Consider the following 19,270-nt stretch of genomic DNA (forward strand, 5'->3'; position numbering starts at 1 on the left):
GATGCAAAAACACGCTTTGACTGCAACTGCAGTCGCACTGGCTGCCGCGCTCTTTGCCGCGGGTTGCACGATGGCGCCGCATTACAAGCGGCCCGACGCACCGGTCGCACAGGCGTTCCCGGCGGGCGGCGTCTACGCCACGCAGCCGGGTGCGACCGGCGCGCGCAGCGCGAACGGCCAGGCGGCGGCTGCCATCGGCTGGCGCGAATTCTTCGTCGATCCGCGCCTGCAGCGGCTGATCGAGATTGCGCTGAAGAACAACCGCGACCTGCGCGTGTCGGTGCTGAACATCGAGGCGGCGCGTGCGCAGTACCAGATCACGCGTGCGGGCCTGTTCCCGACGCTCAGCGGTACGGGTACGGGCAGCATCCAGCGTTTCCCGGCCGGCGTGTCGACGACGCAGCAACCGTTGATCACGCGCAGCTACAACGTCGGGCTTTCCGCGTCGTGGGAGCTCGACCTGTTCGGCCGCGTGCAGAGCCTGAAGGACCAGGCGCTCGCGCAATACCTGTCGACCGCGTACGCGCGGCAGGCGTCGGAAATCTCGCTGGTGTCGTCGGTGGCCGATCAATACCTGACGGTGCTGTCGACCGACGATCTGCTGAAGGTCACGGAGAACACGCTGAAATCCGCGCAGGCGTCCTACGACCTGACGAAGCTGCAGTTCGACAACGGCACGGGCTCCGAGCTCGACCTGCGTCAGGCGCAGACGGTCGTCGAGACGGCGCTCGCGAACCAGCAGGCTCAGGCGCGCGCACGCGCACAGGCCGTGAACGCGCTGGTGCTGCTGATCGGCGAGCCGCTGCCGGACGACCTGCCGCCGGGCATGCCGCTCGACGCGCAGAACCTGCTGACGGACGTGCCGGCAGGCCTTCCGTCGGACCTGCTGACACGTCGTCCGGACGTGATGCAGGCCGAGCAGACGCTCTTGGCCGCGAATGCGAACATCGGCGCGGCACGCGCGGCGTTCTTCCCGAAGATCTCGCTGACGGCGGCGTTCGGCACCGCGAGCCCGACGCTGGGCGGCCTGTTCAAGGCCGGCACGGCGGCGTGGTCGTTCGCGCCGAACATCGCGCTGCCGATCTTCGAAGGCGGCTCGAACATCGCGAACCTCGATCTTGCGCACGTGCAGAAGCGCATCGAGATCGCGAACTACGAGAAGGCGATCCAGTCGGCGTTCCGCGAAGTGTCGGACGGGTTGGCCGCACGCGGCACGTACGACCAGCAGATTGCGGCGCTGGAGCGCAACGAGCACGCGCAGCAGCGCCGTTTCGACCTGTCGGACCTGCGTTACAAGAACGGCGTGGACAGCTACCTGTCGGTACTGACCGCGCAGACGGATCTGTACTCGGCGCAGCAGTCGCTGATCAGCGCGCGACTGGCGCGCTGGACGAACCTGGTCGACTTGTACCGCTCGTTGGGCGGCGGGTGGATTCAGCGGGCCGGCGAAGCGCCGCGCGCGCCGGATGCGCCGGTCGACTACGACAAGGTCGCGACGAACGGGTAAGCGGGAGCAGCGCAGGCGCGGGCAACCGCGCCTGTTCGCCGGTCTGCTGTCGGCAGAAACGAAAACGCCACGGAGGGAAAGTCCGTGGCGTTTTTTTTGCGTTGCCGCCCGACGCACGCACGGCGGCGGCCTGCGTCGGAAGCGGTGCGACGTTACCCTTGCTTCGTCCAGAGCGTGCGGCCGAAGAACGTGAGCGTACGATCCCAGGCGGTTTGCGACCACACCGGATCGAACTGCGTGCCGGCGATGCGGCCGGGGCCGACGGCCTCTTCGTTTGCGAACGCGTGATGCGCGAGATAGCGATGGAATTCGAACCCGACCTTCGCATCGGTCAGCTTCTTCTCGAGCGCATCGACCTGGTCGATCGCAAAGAACGCGTCCTGCGTCGCCCAGTGGCCCATCAGCGGTACCTTGAGCTTCGCCGGATCGATGTAGTCGAGCGGCGGCAGGCCGTACCACGTGACACCCGCATCCGCGTCGGCGTATTGCAGCGACAGCAGCGTGAGTGCGCCGCCCATGCAGTAGCCCGTTACCGCGACGCGCGGCGCAAGCGTCTTCAGATAGGTCACGGCGCCGGGAATGTCCTGCGACGCGGCGTCGCCGAAATCGAGCCCGGTCATCAGGTGGTGCGCTTCTTCTTCTTCGACCGTCGACTTGCCGCGATACAGGTCGGGCACGAGCGCGAAGTATCCGCAGCGCGCGAGGCGATCCGCGACGCCGCGGATCTGATCGTTCAGCCCCCACCATTCCTGGATGACGACAACCGCGGGCGCGCCTTCCGTCTTTGCCGGCGTGGCGAGATAACCCTGCAGTTCCTGGCCGTCCGGGCGGCGAAACGTAATCATGGAACCCGATGTTTGAGACATGAAACCGCTCCTTTTCGAAAAATGCGATGCGTGCGACATCGGGCCGGCCAGCGGGCGTGTCGACGACCGGACATGCCGCGCGTCGTGGTTTCGCTCGCGTTCGTTTCGGCCGACGCCGACCACGCGGCCATTCTATGCGCAAACACCTGCAGCATGCGTGGACGGCATCGCGCGATCCGCGCGTGCGCGTCGCTCGGACGCCGCCGTTCGGTTGCTGACGGCCGAAAAGCAAACACCCCGCCCCGATGAACGGGAGCGGGGTGTCGGCCTGACACGCGCGGATCGAAATCCGCGCGCGGGTCCGGCTTACTGACCGAAATACACGGAGTCGCGGCCGTCCTGCTTCACCGCGATCGCGCGGCCGGCGCGCACGCCGGCGGCGGCTTGCGCGCCATAGCCGGTTTCATCGGCGTTCGTCACGCGGGCCTGCGCCGTTTGCAGCGCACGCGGGTAATACTGGTCGGAGACTTCGGGCTTGTAACCGGCCTGCTCGAGCTGGACGAGTTCCGCACGCACCTGGGCACGCGTCAGCTGGCCCGACGGGTTCGACTGGGCGAAGGCGCCGTACGAGGCGGACAGGGCGGTTGCGGCGACGACTGCGTAGATGAACGACTTCATGATGACCTCCGGTTTCATTGATTTCGCGCTTCGCTTGTTGCGTTCAGCGGTTGATTGCATCGTAACGATCGCGTTACCGGTCGGAAATACATGTTCCAGCGAATCATTATTGCAACTGGGTAAACGATCCGTGCGGAAGGCGATTTCGTCTGATGATTGCAGGCGCAGCGGCTCGCGGGCCGGTGCGGGATGGAGACGCCGCGCACCGCTTTTCGGCGCGCGATGGCGAAGATCGGCCGGCGTCGGATGTCGATCGATTGAGTCGTATTCCGAAGCGTTTGAACGAGCGCATCGGCGTCGCGGAGACTGCCGCGTCACTCGGCGAGGACCGCCTGCCGCTTTCGGTATTCGGCGGGCGTGATCCCGACGTGCCGGGTGAACGATCGCCTGAGCGTATCGGCATTCGCGAAGCCGCATTTCGCGGCGACCTGCTTCGGCGTGTCGTGGCCGTTCTCGAGCAAATGACGGGCCGCCGAGATGCGGGTTGCCTCGACCCACGCAGCCGGCGTCATACCGACCTCCGCGCGGAACAGCCGCGCGAAGTGGCGCGGGCTCATGCCTGCATGTTTCGCCATCTCCGCCACCGAATGCTCGAGCTCCGGATTCGCCGCGATCCAGCGCTGGACCTCCTGCAGTACCGAACGCCCGGCGGGGCGCGCCTCGCCCTTGCGGCTGAACTGGAGTTGCCCGCCCGGGCGCTTGAAGAACATGACCAGTTGCGCGGCGACGCGCCGCGCGATCTCGCGGCCGAGATCTTCCTCCACGAGCGCGAGTGCGAGATCGAGCCCGGCCGTGACGCCGGCGCCGGTGCGCAGCTTGCCGTCGCGCACGTACAGCGCGTCCGCATCGACGGCGAGCGACGGGTAGGCTTCGGCCAGCGCGTCGGCGGCGGCCCAGTGCGTGGTCAGGTGGCGCCCTTTCAGCAGGCCGGTGGCTGCGAGGATGAACGCGCCGGTGCAGATCGACCCATAGCGCCGGCTTTGCACGGCCGCCGATCGCAGCCACGCGAGCACGTCGGTGCGCAGCGCGATCCGGGCGGCGTCCGGCGCGCCGGCCACCAGCAGCGTGTCGATGCGCTCCGGGATGTCGGGGACGATCCAGTCGGGCAGCAGCCGTGCGCCGGATGAACTGCGGATCGGGCCGGACTCGCCGGCGATGACGCGCAGCGCGTAGAACGGCTTCCCGCATTCGGCGTTCGCTTGCGCGAAGACGTCGAGCGGCGCGGAAACATCGAGCAGTTGGACGCCGGGAACGGCGAAGATACCCACGACCTTCGGCATGATCGGTTGCGTGCTGTGTCGAACGTGACGCGTAGCAGTATAGAGGCGTCGTTTTCACCGTGCCGGCGCCGTGGCCGTCCGGCGCGTGAAATGGCAGAATATGGCGTAATACGTCCGTTGAAGACAGCTATCGGGCGCCGGAGAATCGGGGGTGTCTTCAATGGAGGTCGATCATGACTGTGAACGTTGCCGGCATCACCCTTCCCGATAGTCAGCTGACGCGCGAGATCACCGAGCTGGTGCGCGATACCGAGTCCGAGCTGCTGTTCCACCATTCGAGCCGCGTTTTCTATTTCGCGGCGCTCGCGGGCCGGCGCCGCGGGCTCGCATACGATCCCGAGCTGCTCTACTGCGGCTGCATGTTCCATGACATGGGGCTCACGCACCGCCACAGCAGCGCATGCGAACGCTTCGAAGTGGACGGCGCCAACGCCGCCCGCGATTTCCTGAAGGGCAAGGGAATTTCGCAGCAGGACATCGACGTCGTGTGGACTTCGATCGCGCTGCACACCACGCCCGGCATCCCGCAACACATGCACCCGGTCGTCGCGCTCGTCACGGCGGGCGTCGAGATGGACGTGCTGGGCCTGACCTATCCGGAATACGGCGACGCCGAGCGCGAAGCGGTCGTGAGCGCGCATCCGCGCACGCCGCATTTCAAGGAGGACATCATCCAGGCGTTCTACGACGGAATCCGCCACAAGCCCGACACGACGTTCGGCAACGTGAAGGCGGACGTGCTCGCTGACAAGGACCCGCAATTCCGCGCCGGCAACTTCTGCAGCGTGATCCGCTCGTCCGCGTGGGCGGGCTGACCGTTGTCGCGCGCCGGGGCGTGCGTCGATGCCGGTCGCCGCGCGCAGGCGACCGGCGCCGCATCAGCCGACGTTGATCGACTGCCCGGCGTACAGCACGTTCGGCGCCGACGCCAGGCCCGGATTCAGCTGCAGGATCTCGTTGAGCGCGCGTGCATCCTGCTGGGCGCGCGTCATCGTCTTCTGGTCGGCCGGCGACACATGCGCCGCGTCGAGCAGCGACTGACGATGCGCGTCGGCGATCACCCATAACGAATCCCCCGAGACGACGATGTACGGTTGCGCGGCCGGCGATGGCGGCGCGGAGGGCTGGGCGGGTGCCGTGCTGCCGGGCGTGCCGCTCGTGCCGCCCGGTGTGCCGGTTCCGGGCGGCTGCGTCGCCGTGGCGCCCGGCGCGAGCCCGGTCGTCGGCGTACCGCCTGTCTGCGGCGGTGGCTGATGCGATGGCGACGATGGCGTCGGCTGCGGTTTGTGCGTGGACGACCCCGATCCGCCCGACGGCGATCCGAAGAACAGGCTCTGCAACTGCGTGAAGCCCCAGATGCCGATCGGCACGAGGATGAGCGCGGTCGGGTATTTCCTGACCCAGCGCGTCGCGTTCGGGAAGTGCGTGTTCAGGCGCGCGCCGAGCAGGATCACGGTCGACGTCGCCGCCGTCACCGCGAGCCCGGCGTGGCCCTTGTCGTATTGCGCGATCGTGCCCGCGATGCCGCTCGCCACGCCGACGAAATCCGACGTCGAGTCGATCAGGCGCACGACGCGGCTGCGCTTGTCCGCGTTCACGCGATGTGCGCTCACGGCATAGACGAGGCCCGTGTACGTCGCGGCGAGCGCCGCGCTCGCGGTCGTCAGCGCGCCCGCGACCGTCGGCGTGCTCATGAGTCCGTGCACGCCGACGGCGATCGTCCCGGAATAACCGACGATCGCGCTGCCGCGCCCGACGAGACCGAGCAGCCGGCGGGAATTGCCGCGATGCAGCTGCGTGAGCGACGTGCCGCCAACCATCCCCTGCATGTTCGCGAGCAGGTCGGCCGACAGTTCCTTGATCTGCGCGGTCGCATCGTCGAAGCCGATGAGCCCTTGCCGGTGCATTTCGACGAAGTGGCTCGCCTTCACGCGGGTCTCGTTCGCGAGCAGGTCGAGCTGTTCGAGCCGCGCCGGATTGTAGCCGTGCACCGATGCGCTCAGTTGCTGCGCCAGCGAGCGCTGCAGGCGGTCGAGCACGTCGTGCACCGCGCGCGGGTCGCCGCTCTGCAGGCTCTGTACCGCGCCCTGGTGCATCGCGCCGAACACGCGGCCCGCGCGCGCGCCGACGAAGAGCGCGGTGTTCGCATGGCTCAGCGCATCCGAGCTCATCATGTTCATGCCGTTGAACACGTTCAACGCAACGAGCGTGCTCGCGCCGGCCATCGTGCCGCCGAAGCCCAGCGACCACATCCAGTCGCGCTTGCCGAACGACGGCCGGTGGACGCGCAACGCGTTGAGCTGCGCGAGCGCGGCCTGCTGCGCGGTGACGCGCTGGTGGCTCGGCTGCGCGGCGATGTCGCGGTTCACGATGACGGGTTTGGTCTCATCGATCGCGAGCTTCGGGTCGGCCGCCACCGCACGCCAGAAGGCGGTGCTCGACGCGCTCTGGCCTGCCTGCGCGTCGATCTTGAGCTGGACGGGTTCGGTGGCCGGCTTGCCGTAGTCGCCCAGCCAGGTGTCGCCGGCCTGACGCGCGCCGTATTGGGCCGATTTGACCCGTTTGGTCACGGGGCCGGCTTTCACGGGATGATCCTTCGAATACTGGATCGTCGCCTGACGCGCACGGTCCATCAGTGCGGTCGTATGGCCTTCGTACAGATCGGTGCGCAGCGCCGCGAGTGCGTCGGGCGTCATCCCTTGCGCGAGGCCGACGCGTTCGACTTCGGCGAACAGCACCTGATGCTGGTTCGCGAGCGTCTGCGTGCCGACACGTTCGAACACGCGCGTGAGCGCGTCGGCGCCGTGCAGGCGCGCGAACTTGTCGGGCGCGTGGAGTTTGTACTCGACGAGCTTGCGGGCGAGTGCGGCGGTGAGGTCCTGGTTCGCGATGAAGTCGGCGCCGTGCGTCGCGTACGACAGCCCGAGGTGGACCCAGTCGAGCGCCTCACGATCGAGCACGGCCTCGACGAGTTTCATGTGACCGTCGCCCGGCGCCGGTTCGAGCACGGCATCCCAGCCGTGGAAGGTGACCATCACGTGCGGCGCGTCCTGGTCCGGGTGCTTGCGTGCCCACGATTCGAGCGCGTCGAACGTGCGCACGTAATCGTGATACGCGTCGTTGGTACCGGCGAGCGTGCGCTGGTCTTCGGCCGACACGAGCGCGCGCGACGGCGCGGTTTCGAGGCGCAGCACGAAGCCGCCCTCGGACGCCGCGTCGAGCCATTTGAACAGGTGGTCGAGATCGTCGAGTTCGAGATGGCGATTCTTGCCGCCGATCTCGATGCGTGCGTTCGCTTCGTCGAAGTGCGCATTGTCGAGCTTGCCGAGTGCGCGCACGCGGCGGATGAATGCCGGATCGTGTTTCCTGCCGAGCGCGGCGGCCAGCGAATGCGGATCGACCGCGATCGATACGACCGGCATCGCGCCGCCGTAGCGCTTCACGAGCGCGAGCATCTCGTCGGGGTTGTCGCGCAGCGTGAAGCCGCGCGCCATCAACGCGATGCGGTCCTGGATCTCGACTTTCGCGCGCGCGTAGGCCTGCAGCATGCGCCGGTCTGCCGCCCGGGCGGGCGACAGGTACGTGATCGCGCTCTTCGCGTGGCGGGACAGCACGTTGCGCGCGTGATCGGGCCGCGACAGCGGCCCGTGCCACGGCATGCTCGACACGTCGCGCGCGAGCCACAACGGGATGCCGAGCGCCTTCATCATCACGCTGTCGGCCATGACGACCTGCCGTTTCGTGCCGAGATCGAGCGGTTCGCCGCGCCGGCCCGCAAACGCCTTGACGCGCTCGTGTTCGGGGAACCAGTTGTCGACTTTCGCCTTGCCGAAGCGAACGATCCATTCGGCGATGGTCGCGCTCGTCAGGCCGGGCTGATAGGTCTTGATGCTGAACGGGTCGCCGGCGGGAAGCGCCGGCGACGCGGACGGTGCGGGTGCTGGAGCAGGAGCAGGCTGTTTCCCCTGCTTGCGGCGCGAGCCTTTCTTCGGTTTCGCGCGCTTGCCGCCAGCGGCGGCGCCGGGCGCCGGCGTGCCGGTGAGTTCGGCCTCCTTGTTCTTCGCGGCCGTCAGTTCCGCGGTGATGTGGCTCTCCAGTTCGCCGAACGGCGCGGACGATTCTGCCGCGGCTTTCTTCAGTTGCTTGTCGAGTTCCGCCTGTTTCAGTGCATAGGCCGCGATCTGCGTCGGTTTCGCACGTGCATCGAACGCGGCCGGATCGAGTTGCGTCACCAGGAAATGCCGGTTCGAGCCGTCCGGGCCGGTGCCGATCTTCGTCTTGTCGAGATCGACGCCGGGCCGGCTCGCATCGTTGAAATGCGCGGCGTCGTCGAACCATTGCAGCGTGTCGTTGCGTGTCGCGATGATGCCGTCGGGCTGGTCGAGCTTGTCGATCAGCGCGCCTTCCGTGTCGTAGACGTAGATGAAGTACGCCGGGCCGACCTGATCGAGCTCGATGACGCGCCGCAGATGCAGCGTGTTCGCGCCGTTGAAATCGTGCACGTCGTCGGCCGATTTCGGCAGCAGGTTCGGCGCGATCCATCGGTTGGCGAGCGGCGTCGCGCCTTCGGGCGGCTTGCCCAGCGCCTGGATCTTGCCGAGCCGGCGTTGCACGCGGTCGCCCAGTTTCAGCCGTGGCGGCTTCTGTTCGGCCACCGGCACGGCGCGCTCGGCAGGCTCGAAGCCGCCGTAGCGGGACACCGCCGATTCCGGCAGCGCGGATGCGACGAACACGACGCCGCGCCGCCCGTCGGGCAGGCCGCGCGCGCGGCGGCGGAATGCGGTCCCGAGATCCTGCGGGCCGATCGATGCGTCGCCGACCGCGGTCTTCTCGTGATAGGTCCAGCCGCCGCCCGGCTTGGGCTCCGCGTAGCCGAGCACCTTGCCCGTCTTCTTGTCGACCGCGAAGAGCGTCGTGCCTTGGGGCATCGCTTCCGCCGCGCTGGCGGCCGCTTTGGGTCGCTTGTACTGCGGTGCGCGGGCGAGCGCGTCGATCTGCTCGACGACGTCGTCGGCGGGCGCCTTGCCGGAAGGCGCGGCATCCCACACGCGCTTCGTGTCGACGGCTTCGACCTTCGCCGCGCCGCCGAATTGCCGCAGTTCGTCGAGCGACACCGGCGACAGGTAGAAATCGAACTCCGCGCGCGCCGCATGCGGCGCGTCGCCGCCTTTGCGTTTGCGCGCACGCGTGCCCGGATACACCGCGTCGCGCAGTTTGTGCGACAGCGTGCCGCCGGGATCGGCCGGCTCGGGTTGCCCGGGCTGGCCGTGCGCGTCGGTCGTCAGGCTCGCGACGAAGTCGGGTTGCGGATGCGTGCCGTCATTCGCCGGCCGGTCGAGATGCTTCGCGATCAGTACGTGTGTGTTCGGCCCCGCGTATTGCGCGAGGTCGCGGATGTCGGCCAGTTGCGTCCCGTCGATCCGCTTGAGGTCGCGCTTGCCGTGCGCGTCGAGCCAGTCGGCCGCGCGCGCTTCGGGCGCGAGCGCGGGCGCGGCCGGCATGAAGGCCGACGGGTCCGGCACGGGCCACATCATCATCGACGGCATCGTCCGCGGTACCGCGCCGGTGCGGCCGGCTTCGGCGTCGCGCATGGCCTGCTCGGCCTGCGCACGGTACAGCGCGCGGTAGACGGGATTGCCGGGCAGCGACGTGCGCGCATTGCCGAACGCGTCGGCGAGCCGCGCGAGGCCGGCTTCGTCGCCGGGCATCACGTGGTCGGCCTCGCGCGCGATCGCATCGGGGAGTACCGCGTGCTCGGCGATGTCGATGCCGGTTGTGTCGAGGATCTGCTTGCGCACCGCGAACGCATTGGCCTGCGCGCGCGCCTCGGCGCGCAGCGCGCTTTCGGCGTACGCGTCCGGGCTGCTCGTGTCGAGGTCGAGCCGGTTCTGCGCCACGTCCACGGCGTGACCGATCTCGTGCGCGAGCACGTAGACGATCGTGCCGGCCTGGCGCAGGCTGCCGTCGATCACGATCCGGCGCCGTTGCGCGTCGATCTTGCTGCCGGCGCCCGCACGACCCTGCACGATCTCCCAGTGGCCCGGGCTCAACAGCCGCATCTGGTCGGCGAGCAGGCTCGACTGCCCGGCGAGTGCGTAGGCGGCGTCGGACAGCGGCGCGCCGCCGAACCACATCCGGATGCGCGTGAAGAGCGACGGCTTCTGGACGAACGCGCCGTCCGGCAGCGATTCGCTGATCTCCGGATGCGCGAGCTCGATGCGGCCGTTTGCGATGCCGCGATCGAGCGGCTCGATGACGGCATCGATCATCCCGGGCGTGCGGTTGGTGGCCGGGTCCGGATGCGGGAGCAGGACGGAAGGATCGCTGAAATGGAACGTGCCTTGCGCGTCGAACAGGCCCTCGAAGTCGAACGCCACGCCGTGCTGCGCGGCGAAATCGCGTGCGACGACAAGCTGGCGCATCGATTCGCGCGTCACGCGCTTCGGCAGGATGCCCTTCATCACGTCGAGGGTGCCGAGTTCGGCAAGCGGGCCGTACAGCACCGCGGTGCGGCCGTGGTACGTGAACGGCCCGTCGACGGTGACCGTGCGCAGCCCGAGCTGACTCAACTGCTGGAGCCCGCGTTTTTCATGGGCGAGCATCGAGCGGGCCTTGTCGCCGCTCGCGTAGAACAGGCCGATCGCGTTGCGTTTGCCGAGTTCGAACACGGCTTTCGCGGTGCCCGCGCCGAGGAACGGGCCGAGCAGTGCGTCAGGGTCCACGCGTCGCGACGGATCGCCCGCGATGTGCAGGCCGTTCGCGTCGGCGGCGAGTGCGCCGTAGTCGATCCGTTCGCGCGGCGAAGGGGTGTAGCGGGTCCAGGTGCGCGGGCCGCCGAACTGCATGCGATGCGTGCCGCCTGCGCCCGGTTCGCCGATCGTGCGAGCCGTGCCGACGTCGGGCACGTAGATCGCGCGTTGCCAGAGGTTCGCGAGCCATGCGCCGTGCGCCGCGCTGTTGCCGCCGACGTCGAGAATCAGGCTGCTGCCCGTTCTGTCGGGCCCGAGCGCGTAACGATGGTCGATCGAGTAATCGATCGGCGTGGCGGGACGACCGCGTGCGTCGAGCAGGCCGCCCGCGGCGTCGGTCCGTGCGTGGACGACCGTGAGCGGTTCCCCGTTCGCATAGGACACGGCACCGTGCCGGGAGAAGGTCAGCTTCGGTGCGCTGCCGCCGAGCCAGCGCCTGGGGAACGGCGACACCCGATCCGCATGTTCGGTGCTCCACTGCACCTGTTCGTCGAGCGTGCGCGGCAGTCGTGCGCCGCCGGTCGATTCCGTCGTGTGCGGCGCGGGCATGTGCAGCGATGCATCGCCCGACTGCTGCCGGCCCCAGGTCCGGCCGTAGAACGTGCTGTAGCGCTCGCCGTTGCGGCCCGACACGGGCGCGTTGCCGAACGCGTCGGCGAGCCTTGCGAGGCCCGCTGCGTCGCCGGGCATCACATGGTCGGCCTCGCGCGCGATCGCATCGGGGAGCACCGCGTGCTCGGCGATGTCGATGCCGGTTGCGTCGAGGATCTGCTTGCGCACCGCGAACGCATTGGCCTGCGCGCGCGCTTCGGCGAGCAGTGTGCTGTGCACGTACGCTTCCGGGCTGCTGAAGTCGAGGCCGAGCCGGTTGTTCGCCACGTCGGTCGCGTGGCCGGTTTCGTGCGCGAGCGTGTAGACGAGCGTGCCGGCACTGAGCAGCCCGCCGTCGATCACGATCCGCCGTTGCCCGACGTCGGTACGGCTGCCGCGTCCCGCGCGGCCCAGCACGATCTGCCAGCCGTCCGATTGCAGCAGCCGCATCTGGTCGGCGAGCAGGCTCGATTGCCCGGCGAGCGCATAGGCGGCGTCGGACAGCGGCGCGCCGCCGAACCACATCCGGATGCGGGTGATGAGCGACGGCTTCTGGACGAATGCGCCGTCCGGCAGCGATTCGCGGATCTCCGGATGGGCGAGGGCGATGCTGCCGTCCTCGATGCCGCGCTTGAGCGGCTCGATGACGCTGTCGATTTCCGCGATCGTCCTGTTGACGTCCCGGGTGACGTGCGTGCTGGCCACCTCCAGCGGATCGCTGAAGTAGAAATTGCCCTGCGCGTCGAACAGCCCTTCGAAATCGAACAGCAGCCGGTCGCGCGCGGTGATGCCGCGCATCTCGATGAGCTGATCCATCGATTCGCGCGTCACGCGCTTCGGCAAGCCGCCGCCGGCCGTGATTTCCCGGGTGCCGATTTCGGCGAGCGGCGTGTACAGGATCGCGACCCGGCCGTCGACGGAGAACGGGCCGTCGATGGTCAACGTGCGCATGCCGTAGCGGTTCTGCAGCACGTCGAGTCCGCCGCGCTCGATCCCGATCGATTCGTGGATGCCGGCGTACTGACCGATCTGTTTCGCGAGCGGCAGCGACCGGTCGACGTCGTACAGGCCGATCGCGTTGCGCGCGCCGAGTTCGAATACGGATTTTTCGATGCCGGCACCGAGGAACGGGCCGACGATCGACGCGACGTCCAGATGCTGCGACGGATTGCCGGCGACGTAGAGGCGATCGCCGGCGAGGGCGAGTTCGCCATGATCGATCCGGGTGCGCGGCGATGGCGCGTAGCGGGTCCATCCGGGCGGCTGGTTGAACCGCACGCGTTCCTGCGTGCCCGGCGGCCTGTCTGCCATCGCGCCGAGCTTGCGGGCGGTGCCGCCGTCCGGCACGTAGACCGGACGCTGCCAGATGTTCGCGAGCCATGCGGCGGCCGCGTGACCGTCCTGCGTCGCGAAGATCAGGTCGCGTCCCGAGCCGGGGCGTGTCGACGTGGCCAGGAACGTGTGGTCGAGCGTGTAGTCGACGAGCGTCGCAGGGCGGCCGTGCGCGTCGAGCAGGCGGCCGGCGGGGTCGGTTTGTCCATGGACGATCGCGACCGGCGCCCGGGTGCCGACCGAATAGTCGCCGCCCCGGCGCCTGAGTGTCATCTGCCCCGGATCGTGGCGCCCGCGTTCGGCGAACGGCGAGATTTGCTCCGCATGCGCGACGCTCCATTGCACCTGTTCGTCGAGCGTGCGCGGCAGGCTTGCGCCGCCGGTCGATTCCGTCGTGTGCGGCGCGGGCATGCGCCGCGGCGCGCCGCCGTGCCGCTTCTGCTTGTCCCAGATGCCGTCGTAAAGCGCCTGGTAGGTCTCGCCGTGGCGGCCCGACACTGGTGCGTCGGCGAACGCGTCGGCGAGCCGTTCGACCGTGCCCGCGTAGTCGCTCGACGGTCCCCAGCGGTCGGCTTCGTGCTGGATCGCGTCGGGCAGCGTCGTCTTCGCCGCGATGTCGCCGCCGCCCGCGAGATCGATCTCGTAGCGCGCTTCGAACGCGTTGATCTGCGCGCGCGCTTCGGCTTCGAGCGACTTGCGCGTAAAGCGGCTGCGGCCGCTGTAATCGAGCCCGTCCAGCGTGCCGTCGATCGCTTCGACCGCATGCTTGGCCTCGTGCGCGAGCGTGTACGTGATGCTGCCCGAATCGTGCAGCGCGCCGTCGATCGTCACGCGGCGCCGCTTCGGATCGATCCGGCTGCCGCCGCCGCGCTTGCCGAGGCTCACGCGCCAGCCGGCGTCGCTCAGCATCCGCAACTGTTGCGTGAGCGTGTCGGATTGCTGCGCGAGCGCGTGGACCGCCTCCGGCAGCGGCGCGCCGCCGAAACGCATCTGCAGCCGCGTCAACAGGCCCGGGCCGGCCAGCGACGGGTCCGGCGGCGCTTCGGTGATTTCCGGGTGAGCGGCCTGCGGGAGCGCGTGGTCCTCGGCATGCGTGTCGCGCGCCGGGTTCGGACGGGAGGCGTCGTTCGCGTCGCGTGCCGCTTGTGATGCCGTCCGTTCGGCCGGCTTGACGAGCACCAGGATGCGATTCGGCGCGCTGAAGGCGCCGTCCAGCGCGCGCGCCGCGCGAGCGGGCGGCTGCGGCGCGGCCGCGCTGTTTTCCGGGTCGGCGGTGTTGCGTCTGGCCGACGCGAGCACGATGACGGTGTCTTCGTTCGCGGGCGGCGGCGGGCGGCGGACCGCGGGCGCGTCGGGGTTCGGCGCGTGTGCTTCGGCTTCGGCGACGCCTGCCGTCGCGTCAGTGTGCTGCGCCTGCGCGTTCGTGCCGACCACGCGGCCGCCTGCCGCCACGGTATCGGGCGCGGGCATGTAGCGCGTCAATGGCGCATCCGCGCGCAGCGTGCCGTCCGCGTGCAGCGCATCGGGCGCGGCGGCGAACACCGGGCGCTGCCAGCGGTTCGCGAGTTCGGGCGCGACGTGCGCGTCCGCGCCATCGGCGATGACGACGATCGGCTCCGCGACGTCGGCGGGCAGCGATCCCGTCGCGCGAGGCCGTGCCGTGTCGGGCGTGACGGCCGCGTGATCTTCGCCGTTGCGCACGATGAAGAGCGTGTGTTCGCCGTAGTCGAGTGCTTCGACCGACGGGCCGCGCGGTATGGAGACGCCGGCCGGGTCGAGCGTCGTGGGCCGGGACGCCGGTTCGGCGTCGGTCAGGTCGATCACGCGGACCGGCGTGCGCGGCGCGACGCTGGCCGGTTCTTCGCGCGCGCCGGCGCCGGGTGCGCCGGGCGCCCGCGCGACTGACGGATCTTCCGCCGCGCGCAGGTCGCTGCTGCGGCGATTCTGCGCGGCGACGTGCGAATCCGATGACCGCGTTTCCTGCTGGTTCTCGTCGCGGGCGGCCTGTGCCTCGCTCGTGTGCTGTGCGTTGCGCGCGCTGGCGGCAGTGGTCGCGGTGGCCGTGTTGCTCGCTTCGGTGGCGCGCGTCGCGGCCGCGTCGGCGGGGAGCGCGTTCGACGCGGTGTCGGCTGGCGGCGCGTGGTCGTTCGCCTGTTGCTGCAGGTCGTCCTGCCACTGGGTGGGCGTTTTCGCGACGAGCTTCGACGGCGCGTCGATCTGGCCGTCGCTGCCGAACGACAGCCGGTCGCCCGTCTCCGTGACCGAGCCGATCTTCGTGCCTTCGGTCCAGGTCTTGCCGGTCAGCTTGACGATGCTCAGTTCGCCGTTCTCGCCGAGTATCACCGAGGTGCCCTTCGGCAGATTGTTCAGGTCCTTGTTGTTGAGCGAATCGAGCACGCGCACGGGCATGTTGTCGTAGGTGAGCACCTTGTCGCCCGCCATCAGCGTGCCGTCCTTCGCGACCTTGATGTCGACGCCGTCGAGCGTCGCGCGCGTCGCGCCGAACGCGAGTTGCGGCGGCTCGTTCTTGCTCAGGATCTTCTGCAGTTGCTGGCCGTCGATCGAGATGCGTTCGCCGCCGGCCGAGCGGGCGACCACCGGCCGGCCGGTGACGCGGATCGCGCGATTGACCACGCGGTCCCGCACGCCGCCCGCGCCCATCAGCGCGACGTTGGTGACGCCGGACTTGAGGGCGTCCCAGCCTTGCGCGCTGTTTCCGTGCGCGAAATCGATACCGGCTTCGACGAAGCTTTCGCCCGCGGCGCCGACGCCGGTGACGAGCGACGTGCCGCGCACGATCGCCGTGGTCACGCGCGCGGCTTTCGCCGAACCGGTGAGCGCCGTGACTGTCTTGCCGAATACTTCCGAGCCTGCGAACTTCGCCGCGCCGGCCGCACCCATCGGCACGAGGTTGAGCCAGTCGCCTCGCGCGCCGGCGTCGGTGAACGGATTGATGCTCTGGTTGTGATCCCAGCGCGAGCCGATATCGAGCGCGGATTTCGTCATGCTCGAACCGATCGCGGTGTCCATCATCACCGCGCCCCCGAAGTTCAGCGCGGCACCGGCAAACGCGCCGACGCCCGTGGCGTCGAGCAGCACGCCGGCGCCTTCCATCAACAGCCCGAGACCCATCATCCCGAGGTTCACCTTGCCGCCGGTCAGCGTGTTCAGCGCGCTGTCGAACCAGTCGTCGTGATGCGCGGCCTTCTGCTGGAACTGCGCGTGACCGTTGCCGTCGTAGCCGGTCACGAGGTCGAGCGTGCCGCTCGACGCAAGCTGGTTGTTGTCGAGGTAATCGCCGACGTTGTCGTACTTCGCCGACGTGTCGTCGACGTACTGCACGTTGCCCTTGCTGTCGGTGACCTTGAAGAGCGCGCTCGTCACCATGCCGGACGTCTTGTCCGAATAGATCAGCGGCAGGATGTTGACCTGCGTGCCGCTGCCGCCGCCGAGCTTCAGGATTTCGTCGCGCACCTTGTTGATCGTGTCCAGCTTGTCCTTGTTGGTGTAGCGCGCCGTGTCGTCGTTGACGGGCGCCGTGGCCGTGCCCGAGTCCGACGACGGCTGGACGTCCGGCGCGACCCCGATCGCGGTGCCGATCAGGTTGCGCTGCTCGTTGTCGGTCAGCTTGCCGAAATCGATCGTCGCGGCCTTGTTCGTGCTCGCGCCTGCCTGGTCGAGCAGCGATTGCGACAGCTCGCCCTGGTGCGCCCGGAAGAACTTGTCCAGCGCATTTGCATAGGCATCCTTGTCATCCTGACTCTGCGGATTGCGCAGGTTTTCGGCGAGGCTCGCGTCGAACTGGTCGAGCAACACCTGCTGATGCGACATCTCCGTGAGCAGCTGCAGCTTGTTGATCGTCGCATCGGCCTGCTGCAGGTTGCTGCGCGCCTTGTCGAGGTCGCTTTGGTACGGATTCGCGCGCAGCGGCGTCGGCATCGGAATCTCGTCGCCGTTCACCATGCGCAGCCGCGTTGGCGTCGGGTTGTTCGCGTACCAGTCGTCGTAGGTTTTCTGCATGTCCGCGAGCTTGCCCTTCAGCACGCCTTCCTGCTTTTGCGCGTTCGCAAGCTGGAATTTCGCGGCCGCGTCGTTGTACGTGTTCGACAGCCGGCCATCGGCCGCACGCAGCGCGCCCGCGACGACATGAAGTTTTTTCGCGTCGAGCGCGGTCTGGCCGGTCGCGGTGGTCGGCACCGACGTGTTCGAGCCGGGCGGCTGCAGCACGAACGACGGATTCGTGAACAGCGTCGTGGGGGCAAGCGACGTCGACAGGGGGCTGGCCGGCGCCGACGTGCTCAACGATGACGACGGTGTCTGCGTGGTCGACGGTGCCGGCGTACCCGATGTCGCTGGCGTACTCGATGCGCTCGGCAGCGACGTGCTCAGCGACGGCGCCGGTGCGGCCGACGGGGCCGGCGGTGTCGGTGTCGTCGTCGGTGGCGGATTCGTCGACAGCGTCGGCGTCGGGTTCTGCAGCACGAACGGCACCTTCGGCTTGAGCTGCGCGTCGATCTGCGAGCCGGCGTCGTCATACTGCTGCGCGAGCGTCTGCCCGTATGCGACGACGAAGCCGTCGTGCGCGAGGCCCGCGGCCTGCTTCGCCTGTGCCAGCGCATCGGACGCGGTGGCGAGATCGGCGTCGACCTGCGGATGCGGGTCGAGCGATTTCGGGTTCGCGGTATGCCAGTCGTCGGACGCGCTTTTCGCCGAGTCGTATTTGGCCTGCAGGTCGTCGACGTTGAGCTGCGCGCCGAGCATCTGCATGTAGCTGCCGCTCGTGTTCGCTTGCGTGGTCGCGCGATCGAGCGCGGCCTTGTCGTCCTTCGCCGCGCCGGGCGTCGAACCGATCAGGCACGCGCTGTCGACGTCGTATTTCTGCTGCAGCGTCGTGACCTGCTGCGCGTCGAGCGACGCGGCATAGGCCGCGTTCGAGTAATTCGCGACCTTCGCCGCCTGCGTGACGTTCGCCTGCACGGCATTCATGTCGACGTTGCCGTTCTGGTCGGCCGCGGGCGGGTCGGGCAGGTCGACCTGCAGTTGCAGCGGCGCGAGTGCGTCGTTCAGCTTGCCGACGCCGGTGTCGATCGCGTCCTTGTACGCGGGGTCGCCCATGTACGACTGGAACTGCGTATAGGCGAGATTCGCGTTGCTGACGTCTGCCCAGTACTTGGCCTGGCCGACCGTCGCGCTCGATGCCGCCGACTGCCAGTCGTCGTAAGCCTGGACCTGGTCGGGCGTCTTGCAATCGCCCTGTTGCGGAATGAAGTTCGGGTTCGCCTTCGTCTGGTCGGGGAACAGTTTCTGCAGCGCGGCGAGTTTCGCGTCGGCCTGCTGCTGCGCGGGGCCTTCGAGGTTCTGGTTCGTCGGGTCGGCGCTGTATTGGTCGGCCTTTGCCTGTTCGCCGTACAGGATGCGGTAGCCGGCGTCGGTCGTCACGTCGAGCTGGCGTTGCGCGGTGTCGGCGGCGGTGCGCGCTTTCGTGTAGTTGTCGACGGCCGCCTTGTGCTCGTCGGGCGTCGAGTCGGGGTCGCGGCTCGTCATCCGCAGCACGCCTTGCGCGCTCCGCAGAGCCTGCTGCGCGTTGTCGTATTTGGTTTGCGCGTCCTGGATCACCCCCTGGACCGCATGCGTCGTGTCGTTGTCGACGGTGATCTCGGGCGGCGTCACGCGATATTGATCGGCCATGCTCTGCAGCAGCGCGGTGGCCGAACTGATCTCGGGGTTGGTCGGCTTGGACGGGTCGGTGCCGAGGTCGGCCTGCACGGGAATCGGCGGCGCGGCGGTCGGGTTGACCGGATTGGCGGGGCCGTCGTTGGACGTGCCGTCCGCATTTTGCGGCGGCTTCGGCGCGAGGTCCGGATTCAGCGTTTGCGACAGGAAACGCTGCCAGTTCAAACCCAAACCCATTCCATCGATGGACAACATGCAAGGCTCCCGTCAGGCGCGGCCGTACGCGGGATGCACGCCGCCTGCGCCGCATGGCGCGATTTCGAGTGTACGGAAGCGGGGGGAGCGGGCACGGGGGCGATTCGTAGCGCGTGGCGGCAGGGCGGCGGCTCGTCGGAACGGCGCTACGAGAAGCGGTCATGTGCGGGCACGATGCCGCGCACGTGGCGGCGCGGCGATGGGGCGGGGGCGGCGTTTCGCGTGGTTTCGCGCGTTACAGCCGCCTTTCGGTGGCTCGGTGCATGCTTACCGTTTGCTTTCGTTTTTTGGCGGTCAGGGATGTGAGAGGGGGATTGCAGTGGGGGCGTTTGGGAGGGGGGGACGTCGTGTGCAACGGATCGACGGAAGCGACACGCGTCGGATTCTGCGAAATGCGCT

Annotated in this window: 6 protein-coding genes; 2 read left to right on the plus strand and 4 right to left on the minus strand. The window is 68.7% G+C overall.

From position 1 onward, the window contains the following. Position 1 precedes the first annotated feature (1 nt). Positions 2 to 1,507 carry an efflux transporter outer membrane subunit gene (locus tag BBJ41_RS34545; protein ID WP_069750819.1) on the plus strand — a complete coding sequence of 502 codons (1,506 nt, stop codon included), beginning with the start codon at positions 2 to 4 and terminating at the stop codon, positions 1,505 to 1,507. Between the two features lie 152 nt (positions 1,508 to 1,659). Here the strand turns inward: BBJ41_RS34545 and BBJ41_RS34550 are convergent, their stop codons facing one another. From BBJ41_RS34550 to BBJ41_RS34560, 3 genes are all read right to left on the minus strand, one after another. After that, positions 1,660 to 2,373: a dienelactone hydrolase family protein gene (locus tag BBJ41_RS34550; RefSeq protein ID WP_069751451.1), complete on the minus strand. Its 714-nt coding sequence runs from the start codon at positions 2,371 to 2,373 to the stop codon at positions 1,660 to 1,662. Between the two features lie 306 nt (positions 2,374 to 2,679). Continuing rightward, the gene (locus tag BBJ41_RS34555; protein WP_011349305.1) at positions 2,680 to 2,991 is read right to left on the minus strand and encodes a DUF4148 domain-containing protein; all 312 of its coding nucleotides are present in this window, start codon (positions 2,989 to 2,991) and stop codon (positions 2,680 to 2,682) included. A gap of 314 nt (positions 2,992 to 3,305) precedes the next feature. Continuing rightward, the gene (locus BBJ41_RS34560) at positions 3,306 to 4,271 is read right to left on the minus strand and encodes a GlxA family transcriptional regulator (RefSeq protein WP_069750820.1); all 966 of its coding nucleotides are present in this window, start codon (positions 4,269 to 4,271) and stop codon (positions 3,306 to 3,308) included. A 173-nt stretch (positions 4,272 to 4,444) separates the two neighbouring features. Here BBJ41_RS34560 and BBJ41_RS34565 point away from each other — a divergent pair, with 173 nt between their 5' ends. Then, positions 4,445 to 5,086 (plus strand): HD domain-containing protein, encoded by a 642-nt coding sequence (locus BBJ41_RS34565; RefSeq protein ID WP_069750821.1) that lies wholly within the window; start codon positions 4,445 to 4,447, stop codon positions 5,084 to 5,086. Between the two features lie 63 nt (positions 5,087 to 5,149). On the opposite strand, the gene BBJ41_RS34570 is transcribed toward BBJ41_RS34565, so the two are convergent. Further along, on the minus strand, positions 5,150 to 18,871 hold the full coding sequence (locus tag BBJ41_RS34570) for an LWXIA domain-containing protein (protein ID WP_069750822.1): 13,722 nt from the start codon (positions 18,869 to 18,871) through the stop codon (positions 5,150 to 5,152). Positions 18,872 to 19,270 lie beyond the last annotated feature (399 nt).

The organism is Burkholderia stabilis, assembly GCF_001742165.1.
GTDB classification, from domain to species: Bacteria; Pseudomonadota; Gammaproteobacteria; order Burkholderiales; family Burkholderiaceae; genus Burkholderia; species Burkholderia stabilis.